Origin of the sequence: Streptomyces sp. R11 (genome assembly GCF_041051905.1) — a bacterium.
Lineage (GTDB): Bacteria > Actinomycetota > Actinomycetes > Streptomycetales > Streptomycetaceae > Streptomyces.
Window position 1 is genome coordinate 7,053,517 of sequence record NZ_CP163432.1, and the last position, 17,221, is coordinate 7,070,737.

At 71.5% G+C, this 17,221-nt stretch carries 18 protein-coding genes; 5 read left to right on the forward strand and 13 right to left on the reverse strand.

Annotated features, from left to right (window positions below; translation table 11 throughout):
- Positions 1-11: 11 nt before the first annotated feature.
- The 9 genes from AB5J55_RS32495 to zapE all read right to left on the reverse strand — a co-directional run bounded on the left by AB5J55_RS32495 (position 12) and on the right by zapE (position 9,098).
- Positions 12-203 carry a hypothetical protein gene (locus AB5J55_RS32495; protein ID WP_328422081.1) on the reverse strand — a complete coding sequence of 64 codons (192 nt, stop codon included), beginning with the start codon at positions 201-203 and terminating at the stop codon, positions 12-14.
- Positions 204-221: 18 nt separating this feature from the next.
- A complete protein-coding gene (locus AB5J55_RS32500; protein WP_369274015.1) occupies positions 222-1,079 on the reverse strand; it encodes a polysaccharide deacetylase family protein in 858 nt (285 codons plus the stop codon).
- 88 nt (positions 1,080-1,167) lie between these two features.
- Positions 1,168-2,655, reverse strand: a complete 1,488-nt coding sequence (locus AB5J55_RS32505) for a serine/threonine-protein kinase (protein WP_369274016.1) — start codon at positions 2,653-2,655, stop codon at positions 1,168-1,170.
- A gap of 60 nt (positions 2,656-2,715) precedes the next feature.
- Positions 2,716-4,083 (reverse strand): PhoX family protein, encoded by a 1,368-nt coding sequence (locus AB5J55_RS32510; protein ID WP_369274017.1) that lies wholly within the window; start codon positions 4,081-4,083, stop codon positions 2,716-2,718.
- 93 nt (positions 4,084-4,176) lie between these two features.
- Positions 4,177-5,130 (reverse strand): slipin family protein, encoded by a 954-nt coding sequence (locus AB5J55_RS32515; RefSeq protein WP_369274018.1) that lies wholly within the window; start codon positions 5,128-5,130, stop codon positions 4,177-4,179.
- Positions 5,131-5,295: 165 nt separating this feature from the next.
- Positions 5,296-6,753, reverse strand: coding sequence for a SulP family inorganic anion transporter (locus tag AB5J55_RS32520; RefSeq protein ID WP_369274019.1), 1,458 nt, complete (start codon positions 6,751-6,753; stop codon positions 5,296-5,298).
- A 5-nt stretch (positions 6,754-6,758) separates the two neighbouring features.
- Entirely contained in the window at positions 6,759-7,337 is a 579-nt protein-coding gene (locus AB5J55_RS32525) for a carbonic anhydrase (protein ID WP_369274020.1), read from the reverse strand.
- 77 nt (positions 7,338-7,414) lie between these two features.
- The gene (locus AB5J55_RS32530) at positions 7,415-7,813 is read right to left on the reverse strand and encodes a hypothetical protein (protein ID WP_369274021.1); all 399 of its coding nucleotides are present in this window, start codon (positions 7,811-7,813) and stop codon (positions 7,415-7,417) included.
- A 175-nt stretch (positions 7,814-7,988) separates the two neighbouring features.
- On the reverse strand, positions 7,989-9,098 hold the full coding sequence (gene zapE, locus AB5J55_RS32535) for a cell division protein ZapE (protein ID WP_369274022.1): 1,110 nt from the start codon (positions 9,096-9,098) through the stop codon (positions 7,989-7,991).
- Positions 9,099-9,303: 205 nt separating this feature from the next.
- Between zapE and AB5J55_RS32540 the strand changes: the two genes are divergently transcribed.
- The 5 genes from AB5J55_RS32540 (at position 9,304) to AB5J55_RS32560 (ending at position 13,621) form a co-directional block, all read left to right on the forward strand.
- On the forward strand, positions 9,304-10,104 hold the full coding sequence (locus AB5J55_RS32540) for a pyrimidine reductase family protein (RefSeq protein WP_369274023.1): 801 nt from the start codon (positions 9,304-9,306) through the stop codon (positions 10,102-10,104).
- Between the two features lie 149 nt (positions 10,105-10,253).
- Positions 10,254-10,727, forward strand: coding sequence for an indole-3-glycerol phosphate synthase (locus AB5J55_RS32545; protein WP_369274024.1), 474 nt, complete (start codon positions 10,254-10,256; stop codon positions 10,725-10,727).
- A 185-nt stretch (positions 10,728-10,912) separates the two neighbouring features.
- Entirely contained in the window at positions 10,913-12,304 is a 1,392-nt protein-coding gene (gene murC, locus AB5J55_RS32550) for a UDP-N-acetylmuramate--L-alanine ligase (protein ID WP_369274025.1), read from the forward strand.
- 13 nt (positions 12,305-12,317) lie between these two features.
- The gene (msrB, locus tag AB5J55_RS32555) at positions 12,318-12,725 is read left to right on the forward strand and encodes a peptide-methionine (R)-S-oxide reductase MsrB (protein ID WP_369274026.1); all 408 of its coding nucleotides are present in this window, start codon (positions 12,318-12,320) and stop codon (positions 12,723-12,725) included.
- A gap of 149 nt (positions 12,726-12,874) precedes the next feature.
- Complete coding sequence (locus tag AB5J55_RS32560) at positions 12,875-13,621, forward strand: PP2C family serine/threonine-protein phosphatase (protein WP_369274027.1); 747 nt, start codon at positions 12,875-12,877, stop codon at positions 13,619-13,621.
- A 50-nt stretch (positions 13,622-13,671) separates the two neighbouring features.
- Here the strand turns inward: AB5J55_RS32560 and AB5J55_RS32565 are convergent, their stop codons facing one another.
- The 4 genes from AB5J55_RS32565 to AB5J55_RS32580 all read right to left on the reverse strand — a co-directional run bounded on the left by AB5J55_RS32565 (position 13,672) and on the right by AB5J55_RS32580 (position 17,135).
- Positions 13,672-14,403, reverse strand: coding sequence for a siderophore-interacting protein (locus AB5J55_RS32565; RefSeq protein WP_369274028.1), 732 nt, complete (start codon positions 14,401-14,403; stop codon positions 13,672-13,674).
- 14 nt (positions 14,404-14,417) lie between these two features.
- Positions 14,418-15,122 (reverse strand): TetR/AcrR family transcriptional regulator, encoded by a 705-nt coding sequence (locus tag AB5J55_RS32570; RefSeq protein WP_369274029.1) that lies wholly within the window; start codon positions 15,120-15,122, stop codon positions 14,418-14,420.
- Between the two features lie 82 nt (positions 15,123-15,204).
- Positions 15,205-15,684: a MaoC/PaaZ C-terminal domain-containing protein gene (locus tag AB5J55_RS32575; RefSeq protein WP_369274030.1), complete on the reverse strand. Its 480-nt coding sequence runs from the start codon at positions 15,682-15,684 to the stop codon at positions 15,205-15,207.
- The gene (locus AB5J55_RS32580) at positions 15,624-17,135 is read right to left on the reverse strand and encodes a class II 3-deoxy-7-phosphoheptulonate synthase (RefSeq protein WP_369276354.1); all 1,512 of its coding nucleotides are present in this window, start codon (positions 17,133-17,135) and stop codon (positions 15,624-15,626) included. Before AB5J55_RS32580 ends, AB5J55_RS32575 begins: the two co-directional genes overlap by 61 nt.
- Positions 17,136-17,221: the final 86 nt, after the last annotated feature.

Consider the following 17,221-nt stretch of genomic DNA (forward strand, 5'->3'; position numbering starts at 1 on the left):
GAACAGACACGTCAGCCTGAACAGGCGGTGCGCTGCGCCTCCTGCCACTCACAGACCGGGCAGAGCGTGATCCCCTTGTACGACTCCGGGTACTCCGTCGGCTCCCGGCACAGCACGCACTCGGCGTACGGCGGCCCGTCGGCCTTGGGCGGCCTGGTCGCGTCGATCAGGCAGTAGTCGGTCGTGGCCTGTTCCTCGCTCATATGTCCAGCGTACGAGCATCAGGCCCGCCCGCCGGCCGCGCCGATCAGCTCGGACACCTTGACGAACCGAAAGCCCCTGTCGCGCAGCTCGGGTACGACGCTGCGGACCACCCGCTCGGTCGTCGGAGCGGCACTGAGCGTGCAGTGCAGGACCACCACGGATCCCGCCCGCACCCCGTCCAGCACCTCCTGGGCGACGGCCCGGGCGTCCGTCGCGAACGCGTCCCCGCTCACGACGTCCCACTGCACGGCGGTGACCCCGACCGGGCTGAGCGCCTTCAGAGCGCGCCGGTCGTAACAGCCGCCGGGAAACCGGAAGTACGGCATCGCGTCACGGACCCCCACCTTCCGCAACGCCGCGTACGCACGCTCCACATCCACCCGCATCTGCTCCTCGCCGACCGTCGGCAGTCCGTAGCATTCCTCGGTGAACGCGTAGTGGCTGTAGGAGTGGTTGGCGACCTCGAACAGCGGGTTCCGTCCGATGGCCCGGGCCTGACCCGGGTACTCCTCGGCCCATCGCCCCGTCATGAACACGGTCGCCGGCACCTTCAACTCCCGTAGCGCCGCGACCAGCCCCGGATTGTCGAACCGTTCCCCCCGCGCCGCCCGGGGCCCCTGGTCGGCGGTCATGTCGGCGTCGAAGGTGAGCGCGACGGCCTTGTCCCGACCGCGTGGGCCGTGTTCGAAGACGGGCGTCAGGCCTGCGGGACCGGGGGCGAGGGTCGGCGGCCCGGCCATGGGGGAGGCGTCGGCGGTGGCGCTGGGTGCCGGCAGGGGGGCCCGGGTCGCCTCGTGCGGCGCACAGGCGGCGAGCGCGCTGAGCGCCGCGCCCAGGGCGCAGAGGGTGGTGTCGCGGCGTACAGATCTGATCACCGCATGAAGGTATGAGGATTAAACGACTTTTTCGGTACGTCGCTGGGTGTGCCGGACCCCTGTCACCCGCCCGGCGGGCCCGGTCCTCTCAGTCGTTGCGTGTGCAGGAGCCCGTCGGCGCGGCGGCCGGAGGGCGGCATTGGAGGCCGTACTCGGTGGCGTCGGTGCTCAGGTAGCGGCCCATGCAGGTGCTCACCGAGGTTCGGCCGCGCTCGGCGCAGAAGGTCAGCGCGGCACGGCCGTCGGCGAAGGGGCCGGGGGCGTAGATCACCCAGTAGCCGGGGCGCAGGGAGGCGTACTCGTCGCTGCGCAGGACGGCCGCCTCCGGCACCGATTCGCGGATGGTGGCGAGCCGCTTGTCCCGGGCCGCGGTGCCCGCGCCGACGGGTTCGGAGTGGAGCTGGGCGATCCAGCGGCCGTCGGTCGTGGCGGGCGTGGTCGGAGGGGTGGGAGCGGGCGTCTTCGTGGTGGGGCTGGGCGAGGGCGTCGGCTCCTGCTTCGCCGGGGTGGGGGTGGACGTCGTGGCCGGAGGGTTCGAGGTGGCGCGGGCCTTGTCGTCGTCGCCGGTGTCGCCGGGGCGCAGAGCGAGCAGGACTAGAGCCGCCGCGGTGGCGATCGCGAGCCCTGCGGTCGCGGCCACCACGAGGGGCCCCCGGCGTCGGGGCTCGGGCACCCGCTGCGGAACCGTGGGCCGGGGCGTGTCGAGCTGCGTCGGGGTCGCGGGCGCGGGCGGTGCGGCGGCGGTCAGCGTCGGCTGTGCCCAGTACGGAGTCGTACCGGCCTCCACCTGCGCCAGCATCGCGTCCAGCCGGGCGGCGTCCGGGCGCGCCGCCGGGTCCCGGACCAGCAGGGCGTCGAGCACCGGAGTCAGCGAGCCCGAGCGGGTCGGTGGCGGGAGAGGCTCGTCGAGTACGGCGGCCAGGGTGGCCAGCGTGGTGGGGCGGCGCAGGGGGCTGACGCCCTCCACGCACACGTAAAGCACCACGCCCAGCGACCAGAGGTCGGCGGCGGGGTCGTCGTCGCGGCCCCGGATCCGCTCGGGGGCCATGTACTCGGGCGAACCGACGAGCTCGCCGGTCGCCGTGAGGGCCGTCGTGCCCTGCAGGGCGGCGATGCCGAAGTCGGTGAGGACGGCGTCGCCGTCGGGGCGCAGGAGGATGTTGGCGGGTTTGACGTCCCGGTGCTGGATGCCCGCCGCGTGCGCGGCCCGCAGCGCGGCGAGCACCTGGCGGCCGACGCGGGCCGCCTCCACCGGAGTCAACGGGCCGTCGTCCAGGCGCCGCTGGAGCGAGACACCCGGCACCAGCTCCATCACGATCCAGGGATGCGGGTCGGCGGCCACGATCTGGTGGACCGTGACCACATGGGGATGGCTGAGCCGGGCCAGCGCCCGCGCCTCCCGCAGCACCCGCTCGCGCACCACACCGACCGTGTCCGCGTCGGAGCGGACCGCCTTGAGCGCGACCTCACGGTGCAGCACCGTGTCGCGAGCCCGCCACACGGTGCCCATTCCTCCGCTGCCCAGCCGCTCCACCAGCTCGAAACGGCCGTCGACGACATCCCCCGGTGCGTTCATGCCGCACAGGTTAGAGGACGTTCCGGAGAGTAAGCCTCCACTCGTTCGAGGGACGGGGCCCTACCTGCGCCAGGGGCCCGTCACCGCGAACGTCGTCCCCGGCGTGTAGCAGTTGACGTACATCGTCTCGCCGTCCGGCGCGAAGGCGACCCCGGCGAACTCGCCCCACTCGGGCTCCTGCGGCGTGCCCAGGTTCTGCGCGTTGCGCGCCATCGCGTACACCTCCCCGCGCCGTGTCACGCCGTACACGTGCTGGGCGCCGTTGCCGTCCTCGCACACCATCAGGCCGCCGCTGGGGGCGAGGCAGATGTTGTCCGGGGACTCGCCGGGGAGTTGGAGGTCGGTGTCGGGGCCGAAGACGATCACGAGGGTGAGGCGGCGCTCGGTGGGGTCGTAGCGCCAGATCTGGCCGTAGTGGTCCGCCGCCGAACCCTGCGCGCTGCGGGCGAAGGAGGAGACGAAGTAGACGCAGCGGCCGCCCCAGTAGCAGCCCTCCAGCTTTTGCGCGTGGGTGATGCCCTTCGGGCCGAAGTCCTGGTGGCGGATGGGGGTTTGGGTGGCGAGCGGGTCCGGTACGTCGACCCACTCGATGTTCTCGAAGGTCGCACCCGTGTCCTGGATCGAGGAGAGGTCGGGTACGCCCGGGACACGCATCGCCTGGAGCTTGCCGCCCGCGCGCAGGGAGCCGAGGCCGCCGTGCGGGGCGTGCGGCAGGAAGCGGTAGAAGAGACCGAAGGGGCGCTCGAAGGCGTCCTCGGTCTCGTAGACGATGCCGCGCCGTGGGTCCACCGCGATCGCCTCGTGCTGGAAGCGGCCCATCGCGGTCAGCGGGACGGCGCCGGAGCGGTGCGGGTTCGCCGGGTCGACCTCGAAGATGAAGCCGTGGTCCTTGGTGTAGCCGTTGGTGCCGGCCTTGTCCTCGGTCTCCTCGCAGGTCAGCCAGGTGCCCCAAGGGGTGGGCCCGCCCGCGCAGTTGACGGCCGTACCGGCGATGGCGACGCGCTCGGACAGGACGCGGTTGCGGGAGTCCAGGGTCAGGGCCGTACAGCCGCCCTTGCCCTGCGGGTCGTAGGTGAGGCCGGGGACCGTCGGGACGGGGACAGCCGCCGTGTTGCGGTTCTCGTGGTTGCGGACCAGGTGGACGCGGCCGCGGGCGCCGGGCAGGGCTGTCATGCCGTCGTGGTTGGAGGGGACCGGGCCCTCGCCGGAGCGGAGTCGGTCGCCCTCGCGGGACAGGACCCGGTAGCGGAATCCTTCCGGCAGGTCGAGCAGGCCCTTGGGGTCGGGGACCAGGGGGCCGTATCCGGTGTGGCCGAGGGTCTGCGCGGCGGCGGTGCCCGCGAAGAGCTCCGACAGGGACCCGGCGAAAGTGATGCCGATACCCAGGGCGCCGGAGCGGGCGAGGACCTGACGTCGTGTTGCGGACATGGTGGGGAAACCTTCCTGCTGGCGGACAGGAACTTTGATCCCGCCGTGTCTATCACCTGGCGCGAGTCGCGTGAACCACGCGCGTAGCGTGTGTCACTTCAGCGGCGGTTGCCCAGGGGGTTCTGCGGGGGGTTCGGCAGCGGGTTCAGCAGGAAGCTCGGCTGGAGGTGGTTCCGCGGATTCGTCGACGGCGATCGGCTCGGTGAGGGCGTCCGGCTCGGTGACGGCGGCCGACTCGGCAACGGCCGCCGGCTCAGTGGCCGCTCGGCCCGTGTGGTCCTGCGGTGGCTGTGCGCCCCGTTCCAGGAACCGCAGCAACTCCACCGGGATCGGCAGCACCAGCGTGGAGTTCTTCTCCGCCGCAACCGCCATCACCGTCTGCAGCAGCCGCAGTTGGAGGGCGGAGGGTGCGTCGGCCATCTGGTGCGCGGCCTCGGCCAGCTTCTTGGAGGCCTGGAGTTCGGCGTCGGCGTTGATGACCCGGGCCCGCCGCTCCCGGTCGGCCTCGGCCTGGCGGGCCATGGACCGCTTCATGGACTCCGGCAGGGACACGTCCTTGATCTCGACGCGGTCGATCTGCACGCCCCAGCCGATCGCCGGACTGTCGAGCATCAGCTCCAGGCCTTGGTTGAGCTTCTCGCGGTTGGAGAGCAGGTCGTCCAGATCGCTCTTGCCGATGATCGAGCGCAGTGAGGTCTGCGCCATCTGGGAGACGGCGAAGCGGTAGTCCTCGACGTTGATGATCGCGGCCGCCGCGTCCACGACCTGGAAGTACACGACCGCGTCGACCCGCACGGTCACGTTGTCGCGGGTGATGCCCTCCTGGGCGGGCACGGGCATCGTCACGATCTGCATGTTGACCTTGTGGAGCCGGTCCACGGCCGGGAGGATCATCGTGAACCCCGGCTCGCGCACTGAGCCCCGCAGCCGGCCGAGCCGCAGGATCACCCCGCGCTCGTACTGCTTGACGACCCGCGCGGCAGCCGCGATGTACACCAGCCCCGCCGCTGCGACACCTGCGGCCGCACCCAGCAGTTCCTCGACCATGGCGACCTCCTCGCCGAGAGGTCCGATCCGTACGCTCCTGTAACGGTATGTCCTGCAACGATATGCCCGGTGTCCGGTCCGGGGCCATGGACGGCCCCGGACCGGACACCGGGCCTGGGGTCACACCTCACCAGGAGGCATGCGCCACCCGGAGTCGTACGCCGGTCAGGGCGCCGTGACCCGTACCGGATCCGTGCCCGCCGCGCTGTGGCGCTCGGCCCAGTTCTCCAGGGCCGTACGGCAGGCGTGGTCGAGGTGGTGCAGTCCGGACAGGTCCAGCTCGACCGGGCGGTCCTGCGGCAGGGCCTCCAGGCTGTCGAGGATCTTCGGCAGCCTGAGGAAGGTCGCGTTGCCCGACAGGTACGCCTGGATCGGTCCGGCGCCCTTGTCGATGACCTCCAGCTTCACGTGCGAGGCCTCCCAGGCGGTCTTGGCGACCGACAGGGCCAGACCGATCAGCACGCCCTCGAACATGTTCACCATGACGATCGAGAGGGCGGTGACGACGAGGATCAGCGCCTCGCCCCGGTGCCCCCGCCACAGGGAGACGATCCCGCGGAAGGGGATCAGCTTGAAGCCCGCGTGGACCAGGATGCCCGCCAGCGCGGGGATCGGGATCAGTGCCAGCGTGGCCGGCAGCAGCGCCGCGAACAGCAGCAGCCATACGCCGTGCATGACACGGGACGCCTTCGTCTTCGCGCCCGCCTGGACGTTGGCGGAGCTGCGCACGATGACCGCGGTCATCGGCAGCGCGCCGAGGGCTCCGCAGACCGCGTTGCCCGCGCCCTGCGCCATGAGCTCCTTGTCGTACTCGGTACGCGGCCCGTCGTGCAGCCGGTCCACGGCCGCGGCGCTGAACAGTGACTCGGCCGACGCGATGAGCGTGAAGGCGACGATCGTGGCCAGCACGCCGACGTTCGCGAGTTCGCCGAAGGCGGTCAGGGACGGCGGCTGGATGGATCCCAGCAGGCCCTTGACCTCGACGGTGGCGACGGGCAGTGAGAACACGGCGGCGACCAGCGTCGCCAGACCGACCGCGGCGAGCGGACCGGGAATCGTGCGCACCTTGGCGGGCAGCCGCTTCCACAGCACCAGGACGGCGATCGTGCCGGCGCCCAGGCCGATCGAGGCCAGCGCCCCGGTGTCGCCGACGGCCCCGGCGAGTGCGCCGGGCAGCCCGGCTATTTTCTCCAGGCCGGAGGCGGGCGCCTTGGCGTCCGCGACCGAGTAGAGCTGTCCGGCGATGAGCACAAGGCCGATACCGGCCAGCATGCCCTCGACGACGGAGACCGAGATGGCCCTGAACCAGCGCCCCAGCCGCAGGGCGCCCATGAGGAGCTGGAGCGCCCCGGTGGCGAGCACGAGCACACCGAGGACCGGCAGCCCGAACTCCTGGACGGCCTCGAAGACGAGCACGGTCAGACCGGCGGCGGGCCCGGAGACCTGCAGGCTGCTGCCGCGCATCAGGCCGGTGACGATGCCGCCCACGATGCCGGTGACGAGTCCCAGCTCGGCCGGTACCCCGGAGGCGACGGCCACGCCGACACACAGCGGCAGCGCGACGAGGAAGACGACCAGTGAGGCGGCGAAGTCCTGCCGCAGATGAGGGTATTTGGTCATCATGCCGATCACAGCGCCTCGAACGCGTCGGTCTCGGCGCTGTGGGCGCGCACGGCACCCTTGTGCACCTCGTAGTACCAGGCGTGCAAGGTGATTTGACGCTCCTTGAGCTTCTTCTCGATGAAGGGGTACGAACGCAGCCGCAGCAGCTGCGTCAGCACATGGGCCTGGACGCCTTCGGCGACCTCCGGGTCCTCGGCGGCGCCGGTCGGGCGCGGGGTGGCGTGCGAGAGCCAGTCGCGCACGGCCGGTACGGCATCCAGGTCGTCGCCGCGCACCAGCGCGCCGACGGCACCGCAGTGGGAGTGGCCGCAGACCACGATGTCGCTGACGCCGAGGACCTCCACGGCGTACTCGATGGTGGCCGCCTCGCTGGTGGGGTGCTCGGAGGCGTACGGCGGGACGATGTTGCCCGCGGTGCGCAGCTCGAAGAGCTCGCCGGGGCGGGCGCCCGTGATCAGGGCCGGAACGACCCGGGAGTCGGAGCAGGTGATGAACAGGACCTGCGGAGACTGCCCTTCGGCGAGCCTGGCGAACTCCTCAGGGCGCTGTCCGAACATACGGGCGTTGTCGATGAGGGGCTGCATGTGTGGTGACTCCTCCTGGCGCGCCTCAGTGGCGCGTCGGGGTTTACATGACAGGGGTGGGGGGACTGCTCTGCTGCTCAGCAGCGGAAGATCTGAAGCCCCGCCGGAGTGTGGGACGTCGAGGATCTCGACGTGCGCTGGTGCGCGGCGCCGGCTTCGGCCGGCTGGTGCGCGGAGTCCCGGGTGAGCAACGGCCGGTCGGGCGCCTGGGGCCCGCAGTCGGCGAAGCGCAGCTGGTCACGGGTGCGCAGTGGACCGGTCGGGTCCCCGTCACCCGACGGGACGCAGTGGCGTGACGTGAGGGTTTCGTCGCGCAGCGCCTTCCCGGAGAGCTTGATTCCGGGCTGGGCCTTGGCCTCTGCCTGACTCGCTGTGTATGCGTGTGCGAAGGCCGCGCCGGGTGCGAAGAACTGGAGGGCGAGCAGGACGGCGGCGAGGATCGAAATCGGGGTCCGAACCGTCGTACCTCGGAACATGCGCCCCCCTCCAGTCAGTCCACACCTCATGCACGTGCCAACACTTGGTCAACCGTTGGTCAAGAAACACGTTAACCCGGCAACGTTGTTTGCAGGGTTAACTTAACGTTTCGAGCTGAAGAGAGCCTGAAATGCGAGGGTGGCTTGGCTTGAACCACGCCTTGACCAGGGGGAGTTACTGGGCTACCAGGCCCTTGGCGTCGCGGGCCAGCGCGGTGAGTCGCGAGATCGCGCGGAAGTACTTCTTGCGGTAGCCGCCCTTGAGCATGTCCTCGCTGAACAGCTGGTCGAACGGCAGTCCGGAGGCCAGCACCGGGACTTCACGGTCGTAGAGCCGGTCCGCGAGCACGACGAGCCGCAGGGCGGTCGACTGGTCGGGAATCGGCTGCACGTCGGTGAGACACACCGCCTTCAGGCCGTCCGTCAGCGCGCCGTAGCGGCTGGGGTGGACGCGGGCGAGGTGCTCCAGCAGATGCGGGAAGTCGTCGAGCGAGGCGCCCTCGGTAGCGTACGCCGCCTTCGTCACCTGCTCGTCGGAGTACGGCGCGGGCGCCTCGGGCAGGCCGCGGTGGCGGTAGTCCTCGCCGTCGATGCGCAGCGCGCGGAAGTGGGCCGACAGGCCCTGGATCTCGCGCAGGAAGTCGGCCGCCGCGAAGCGGCCCTCGCCGAGCTTGCCGGGCAGGGTGTTGGAGGTGGCGGCGAGCGCGACGCCCGCGTCGACCAGCTTGCCGAGCAGCGTGGAGACGAGGACGGTGTCGCCCGGGTCGTCGAGCTCGAACTCGTCGATGCACAGCAGGCGGTGGCCGGACAGGGTCTGGACCGTCTGCTGGAAGCCGAGGGCGCCGACGAGGTTCGTCAGCTCCACGAAGGTGCCGAAGGCCTTGAGGGACGGCTCGGCCGGGGTGGCGTGCCAGAGGGAGGCGAGCAGATGGGTCTTGCCGACGCCGTAGCCGCCGTCGAGGTAGACGCCGCGGGGGCCCGGCGGGGTCTTCGGAGCCTTGGGCCTGCCGAACCCGAGGAAGCCGCGCTTGGCCTTGCCCGCGCCGCTGGCGTGTGCGCCGCCGAGTCCGGCCGCGAAGGTCTCCAGGACGCCGACCGCCTCGGTCTGGCTGGGCTGGTTCGGGTCCGGGATGTACGTGCTGAAGCGGACCGAGTCGAAGCGGGGCGGCGGCACCATCTCGGCGACCAGCCGGTCCGCGGGCACGTGCGGCTCACGGGCGCACAGGGACAGCGGGCTCGCTTCGGCTATCGGGCTCCGCCCGGAGGCGGCGGTGGAGGACGACACGGGTCACCATGCTAAGGGCCGTGCCACACTCCATGACATGCGACGCCTGTTCCCTGTGACCGATGAGACAACAGCGAGGGCCTCCGGCGGTTCGGCCGGGGACGACGGGGCTGGGGCCGCCGGAGGGGGGCCTGCGGCGGGTGGGTCCGGGTCCGGGGCCGGTGGTTCGGTGGCGGAGGGCCCTGGCCGAGGATCCCGTGGGCCGGTGGCCGGGGCACCCGATCGGGGTACCGGGGGTGGTCCGCGCGTCGGGTTCCCCGGTGGTGGTCTCGTCGATCGTGAGTGGAGCCTCGCCGAGCTTGCCGCCGCGTACGCCTATCCCGAGCCCGGTCCCGACGGGCGGCAGCCCTGGTTGCGGGCCAACATGGTGTCCACGCTGGACGGGGCGGCCCAGCACGACGGGCGTTCGCAGCCGATCTCCACCGCGACCGACATGCGGATCTTCGGCACGCTGCGGGCGCTTGCGGACGTAGTGGTCGTCGGCGCTGAAACGGTACGCCTCGAGGGGTACCGTCCGGCACGCGCGCGTGAAGAGTTCGCACAGGCGCGTGAGGCGGCCGGGCAGGGACCCGCGCCGGCCATCGCGGTGGTGAGCGCCGGTCTGGACCTCGACTACAGCCTTCCGCTGTTCACCTCGCCCTTGGTGCCGACCCTCATCCTCACGGGAGCCGCCGCGGCCCCGGACCGGATCGCGGCCGCGGAGAAGGCGGGTGCCCAGGTGGTGATCGCCGGTGACGGTGTCGGCGTGGACCCCGTACGCGCCGTCCAGGCCCTCGCCGAGGTCGGCCACACCCGCCTGCTGACCGAGGGCGGGCCGCGGTTGCTCGGGCAGCTGGTGGCCGCCGGAGTGCTCGACGAGCTCTGTCTGACGATCTCCCCGATGCTCACCGCGGGAGACGCCCAGCGGATCGCCGGCGGGCCGTCGGTGCCGGTTCCGAAGCGGTTCGAGCTGGTGTCGTTGCTCGAGGAGAACGGCTTCCTGTTCAGCCGCTACCGGCGGACGTGAGGTTAGTCGGCTCGGAAATGGGTTCTATGACTGCCGTGCTCCTGAAAACGGCGGAATCCACCGTTCCGTTTGACGTCCGACGGGCACACTAAAACTCGCAGTCCCCGTGCGAGCACGGGGCAGGATGGTTTCCGCAGAAGGGGCGCCCGGTGTTCACAAGCGTTTTGATGATCGAGAAGGCCCTGACGTCCGCCGACGTGGAGTTCGTCACCACCTTGCACGGGGACGAGCAGGTCTCGTTCCATGTGCTGCTCCAGCCGCGGGGTGAGCAGGCCGACAGGTTGTTGCGCGCCATCGACGACATCGCGCTCGGCGAACTGGACGAGGCGGTCCGGGAGGGGAACACGCCGGAGGGGCAGGAGGCGCTGAGTACGGGGGAGCGGGCGCTGGAGGTGTCGCTCACGGCTCTGCGTACGGCCGGGGCCGCGGCCGAGGGCCGGCTTCTGGAGGACCATCCGCTGGACGCGCTCAGAGCGGTGGTGGACGAGGTCGGGGCGGACGAGGTGATCGTGTTGACCGACCCGCACTACGTGGAGGAGTTCTTCCATCGGGACTGGGCGTCCAGGGCTCGGCACAAGGTGGGGGTGCCGGTGCTGAAGCTGTTCTCGCACAGCAAGGCGTAGGGGTTTTCGGCTCAGGGCCGCCGTAAGGGGGTGCTGGTTCTCCCGGCTGCGGGTCGTACGTGGCTTGCCGCGCAGTTCCCCGCGCCCCTGGGGGTCACAGTTCGCGGCGTCCAGTGCGCGAGGTCCGAGGCCCTACCCAATAGGCTGGGGCCTCACCGTCGTATCGCACTCCTGGGAGAACACGCATGGCACCCGGCATTCCCCACGCCATGGACCGACCGCACTTCATCGGCATCGGTGGGGCCGGGATGTCGGGGATCGCGAAGATTCTCGCGCAGCGTGGGGCCAAGGTGGCCGGCAGTGATGCCAAGGAGTCCGCGACCGCCGAGGCGCTGCGGGCCCTCGGTGTGACCGTGTACATCGGGCACGCGGCCGAGCACCTCGCCGACGACGCCAGCTGTGTCGTCGTGTCGTCGGCGATCCGGCAGGACAACCCCGAGCTCGCCCGGGCCGCAGAGCTGGGCGTTCCGGTGGTGCACCGCTCCGACGCGCTCGCCTCGCTCATGGACGGGCTGCGTCCGATCGCCGTCGCCGGTACGCACGGCAAGACGACCACGACGTCGATGCTGGCGGTCTCCCTGAGCGAGCTCGGGCTGCGGCCGTCGTACGCCATCGGCGGTGACCTCGACGCTCCCGGCTCGAACGCCCTGCACGGCGACGGCGACATCTTCGTCGCCGAGGCGGACGAGTCGGACCGCAGCTTCCACAAGTACGCGCCCGATGTCGCGATCGTCCTGAACGTCGAGCTCGACCACCACGCGAACTACGCGTCGATGGACGAGATCTACGAGTCCTTCGAGACCTTCGCGGACCGCATCACCGAGGGTGGCACGCTGGTGATCTCGGCCGACCAGGACGGGGCGCGGGAGCTGACCCGCCGGGTCTCGGCGCGGGATGTGCGGGTGGTGACGTACGGCGAGGCGGAGGACGCCGACGTACGGGTGCTGTCCGTGCTGGCGCAGGGGCTGAAGAGCCAGGTCACCGTCGTTCTGGACGGTCAGGAGCTCACCTTCACGGTCTCCGTCCCGGGCCGCCACTACGCGCTCAACGCGGTGGCCGCGCTGGCCGCCGGCGCGGCGCTCGGCATCCCGGCCGCCGAGCTGGCCCCGGCGCTGGCGGCCTACACGGGCGTCAAGCGGCGGCTGCAGCTGAAGGGCGAGGTCGCGGGCGTCCAGGTCATCGACTCCTACGCCCACCACCCGACCGAGATGACGGCCGACCTGGAGGCGATGCGCGCGGCCGCCGGGGACGCCCGGATCCTGGTCGTCTACCAGCCCCACCTGTTCTCCCGTACGCAGGAGCTCGGCAAGGAGATGGGCCAGGCCCTCGCCCTGGCGGACTCCTCGCTGGTCCTGGACATCTACCCGGCCCGCGAGGACCCGATCCCCGGTGTCACCAGCGAGCTGATCATCGAGGCGGCGCGGGCGGCCGGCGCCGAGGTGACGCCGGTGCACGACAAGAGTGCGGTGGCCTCGCTGATCGCGGGAATGTCGAAGCCCGGTGATCTCGTTCTCACCATGGGCGCGGGCGATGTCACGGACCTGGGCCCGGTCATTCTGGACCGCCTGTCGAAGTGAGGGGCAAGGACTCATGTCGTACGACATCGAAAAGCCGGACGAGCAGTGGCGCGCGGAGCTGACCCCGGCCGAGTACGCCGTCCTGCGCGAGGCCGCCACGGAGCCCGCCTTCACCGGCGAGTACACCAACACCAAGACGACGGGCGTCTACTCCTGCCGGGCCTGCGGCGCCGAACTCTTCACCTCCACCACGAAGTTCGAGTCGCACTGCGGCTGGCCGTCCTTCTACGACCCGAAGGACACCGACGCGGTCGAGCTGGTCGAGGACCGCTCGCACGGGATGGTGCGCACCGAGGTGCGGTGCGCCCGGTGCGGGTCGCATCTCGGGCACGTCTTCGAGGGCGAGGGTTATGCCACCCCGACCGATCAGCGGTACTGCATCAACAGCATCTCGCTGCGGCTGACGGCGGACGAGGACTGACGCGGACGAGGACTGACGCAGGGGGCGCCGCCCGGGTGGCGCCCTCCTTGCGCCGGCACGCCGGATGCCGGTGTTCCCGGATGTTCCTAGACTCGTAGGGGACGTCCGGCCCCGGCGGTCAGTTCGGTGCGGGAAGGCGGTGGCGCTGCATGGCGTACGTCGCTGTGAGTGCGATCAGTCATCCCGGACTGCTGCGCGAGCGCAACGAGGACAGCCTCGTCGTCGGGCCGTGGACGCTGTGCGCCACCGTGACCGAGAATCCGCAGACCCTGATCTTTCCGCTCGGCACGCCCCTTGTCGTGGCCGTCGCCGACGGGCTCGGCGGGCATCCCGGCGGCGATGTGGCCAGTGCGCTCGTCGCCCGCCGGATGGCCTCGCTCGGCCCCGCCCTGACCAGCGAGGTGGCCGTCCGGGACGCCCTGAACGCCTGCAACCTCGCCGTGTACCAGGCGGCCGGCGGGGACGAGGGCGGCGACCTGGAGGCCATGGGGACGACGATCGCCGGCGTCGTCGTGCAGCCCGACTCGCTGCTGGTGTTCAACGTGGGCGACAGCCAGGTCTACGCGGCCGACGGCGACGGGCTGCGCCAGGTGAGCGTCGACGACAGCCCTCCCCACCCGGCCGGACGCAGCACCTCACTGGTCACCCAGTGCCTGGGCGGCTCGCCCGCCTACCGGGCCGTCCATCCCCATGTCACGTCCGTGCCCCTGTCCCTGGGCGAGCGCTATCTCATCTGCTCGGACGGACTGACGGACCCGGTGCCCACGGACGTACTGGACGAGGTGCTGCGCGAGCACGACGACGGGCGGGCGGCGTTCGAGCTGTGGAAGGCCGCCATCGAGGCGGGCGGGCCCGACAACATCACGGTGGCGGTGGTGCGGGTGGGGGAGGAGTAGGTCGGCGCGCCGCGCGGGAGTCCCGGTCGCCAAGTGCCGGTCGCCCGTTGTCAGTCCGAGGCCAGGGGATCGCGGTGGTCCGCCTCGTCCAGCTTCCAGTAGCCCTTGGCGTAGGCGTGCTGACGGTCCAGGCCGAGGTTCTCCGTGAGGTGGCGGCGGATCTCCCGTACGGCTCCGGACTCGCCGGCCGCCCACGCGGCGACGCCCTGCTGCGGAACGGCGGCCTTGAGTACGGCGTCCCGCAGGGCCTCGCCCTTGAACCGGCCGGCCTCCCGGTGGACCCAGATGACGTCCAGGCCGGCCCGCCGGGGCACCGGGATCTCGGCCTCGGGGCCGGTCACCTCCAGGTAGATGGCGCCGCGGGTGCCGGGCGGCAGGTTCTCGGCGATGGTGAGCACCGCGGGCTGGGCGCTCTCGTCACCCGCGAGGAGGTAGAAGTCGGCGCCCGGGACGGGGCGGAAGGACCCCTTGGGGCCGCCGAACGAGACCTCCTGGCCGGGGAGCACGGCCTCGGCCCAGCGCGCGGCGGGGCCCTTTCCGTGCAGGACGACGTCGATGTCCATCCGTGGCTCTGACGGGGACTGATGGCGGACGGTGTAGGCGCGGCCGACCGTCCGGCCGTCGAGCGGGTCGGTGACGAACAGCTTCACCCACTGAGTCGGTTCGTCGCATCGGAAGGCCGACATCCCGGGCCCTCCCAGGGTGATGCGCGTCATCCGCGGGGCGATCGGGGTGACCGCCTCCACCGTGGCGGTGTAACGGGTTCGGCGTGCGCGGAACATGCGGGGACAGCCTTTCAGCAGGTGGGGCCGGCGGCCGGCGCCCCGTCGGGCGGGGTGCCCTGCCGGCAGGTCAGGACGGTGGCGGCCAGACGCTCGGCGAACAGCGGGTCCGTCGGCCGGCCTGTCATGAAGGCCCGGTGGAAGACGGGACCGGCCAACAGGTCCAGGAGCCGGTTGGCCTCCTGCCGGGGCAGGGCGCCGGGCGCGTCACAGGACAGGGCTTTCCGGAGCCGTGCGCGGGCGTGGTCGCGTCGGCGGTCCAGCACTTGGTTCCGGAGCGCGGACGCGGTCGCTGCGTCCTGGAGGGCGTGGCCGATGAGCACGAACAGGACGCGGCCCGTGTCGGACCGTGTGAAGACCCGGTTCAGATGCGTCACATGCCCCGTCAGGACGTCCTGCGCGGATTCCGTCCCGGGCGGCCGGGACGTGACGTCGTCCGGCAGGTCCTCCTCCAGGACGTCCAGCAGGATGTCGATCTTCGATCTCCACCAGCGGTAGATCGTCTGCTTGGAGACGCCCGCCCGCTCGGCGATCGAACCGACCGTCACGGCCTGGAACCCGCTGTCGACCAACAGGTCGTCGGCGGCTCGCAGGACGGCGACGCGGGCGGCCTCACTGCGCCTCGGTCCGTTCCTGGTGCGGTGTGGTGCGTCTATGGCGGCTCTCCTCGATCGTCGATCGGTGCCAGCTAGACTAGACGCAACGGTGCGTATAGTCAAAGTCGAAGGGGTGGAGGGGCCCGCTTCTCCCCGGGCGGGGGAGGCCCGGGGAGAAGCGGGAGTCTGGCTGCGGCGCCGGTCATCAGCTCCGCAGGGACACCGCGTCCTGCGCGGCGTCGGCCGGCTGTCCGCAGGCGAACAGCAGCCGCGTGCGCATCCGGTACACCGTCGCGCCCTCCTGGTTGTCCGCCTCGACGAGGAAGCGGATCGTGCCCGTGCCCGGACGCCTGGGATGCGGTGCGGCCTCCTCCACGGTGGCCCGGCCGCGCAGTTCGTCGCCGGGGCGTACCGGACCGAGGAACCTGACCTCGTCCATGCCGTAGGACCCCTGGCAGGCGGAGTCCGCGAGCAGGGTGCGCACGAACTGCCCCATGATCACGGCACCGGTGTGCCAGCCGCTGGCCACCAGGCCCCCGAAGGCAGAGCGCCGTGCCGCCTCCGGGTCCAGGTGGAACGGCATGGGGTCCCAGGCGCGCGCGTAGCCGATGATGTCCTCGCTGGTCAGCCGGGTGGCCCCCAACTCGTGGGTGGCGCCTGCGGGGAAGTGCTCGAAGTACCGCACAGTGATCTTCCTCCGGATCGGAACTCGGCGGGCCGGGACGTGCCCGACGGGCGGGCGGAGACGGGCTCCTGGTGGGGGTTACTCAGTCGGCGCTTCTCGGCGCTGTGCCACTCGGCGATCCGGAAGGCCAGGTCCATCGACTGCGCCCGGTTCAGCCGGGGATCGCAGGCCGTCTCGTACCGCAGGTGCAGATCGTCGGAGAGGACCTCCCTGCTGCCGCCCAGACACTCGGTGACGTCCTCGCCCGTCAGCTCCACATGGACGCCGCCGGGATGGGTGCCCAGCGCCCGGTGCACCTCCAGGAAGCCGGTGACCTCGTCCAGGACGTCGTCGAAGCGCCGCGTCTTGTGGCCGCTCGGCGCGGTGCAGGTGTTGCCGTGCATGGGGTCGCACGCCCAGACCACCCGGGCGCCCTGCGCGCGTACCGCCTCGACCAGCACGGGCAACCGGTCGCGCACCAGGCCGCGTCCCATCCGGGCGACCAGCGTCAGCCGGCCGGGCGTGCGCTGTGGATCGAGCCGGTCCAGCAGCCGCAGTACGTCGTCGACGGCGGCGTCCGGACCGAGCTTGACGCCCAGGGGATTGTGGACACCGGCGGCGAACGCCACGTGCGCGCCGTCGAGTTGGCGGGTTCGCTCGCCGATCCAGAGCATGTGCCCGGACAGGGCGTAGCGCCGCCCGGTGTCGGGGTCCGTGCGCACGAGGGCCGACTCGTAGTCGAGCAGCAGGGCCTCGTGGCTGGCGAACACCTCCGTGGTGCGCAGCGTCGAGGTGCTCATCCCGCAGGCCCGGATGAAGGCGAGCGCGGCGTCGATCTCGTCCGCCAGCCGCTCGTACCGGCGTCCCGCGCCGGACAGGGCGACGAAGTCGCGGTTCCACTCGTGCACCCGGTCGAGGTCCGCGTGCCCTCCGGCCGTCAGTGCGCGCAGCAGGTTCAGCGTCGCCGCGGACGCGTGGTACACGCGCCGCAGCCGGTCCGGATCGGGGGTGCGGGCCTCGGCGGTGAACTCCAGCCCGTTGACCGCGTCACCACGGTACGAGGGCAGGGTCACGCCTTCGCGTGTCTCGGTGGGCCGCGAACGGGGCTTGGCGTACTGGCCGGCGATACGGCCGACCTTGACCACGGGCACCCCGGCCGCGTACGTCAGCACGGCGGCCATCTGGAGCAGGACTTCCAGCTTGCCGCGCACGGACTCGGCGCTCACCGAGTCCAGCGTCTCCGCGCAGTCGCCGCCCTGGAGCAGGAAGGCCCTGCCGAGGGCCACTTCGCCGAGCCGGTCGAGCAGCGCGTCGCATTCGCGCGCGAACACCAGGGGCGGTGCGCAGGAAAGGGACGAGAGGGTGGTGTGCAGCGCGGCGGGATCGGGCCAGTCGGGCTGCTGGGCGGCGGGGAGGGCGCGCCATGCCTCGGGTGCCGCCCCGGGATTCGCCGACGCATTCGCTCCCGGAATGGGCGCGGGACCGGCCGCGGCATTCGCTGCGGCATCAGGTACCGGATTCGGCACGGCATTCGATACCGGATTCGGCACGGCATTCG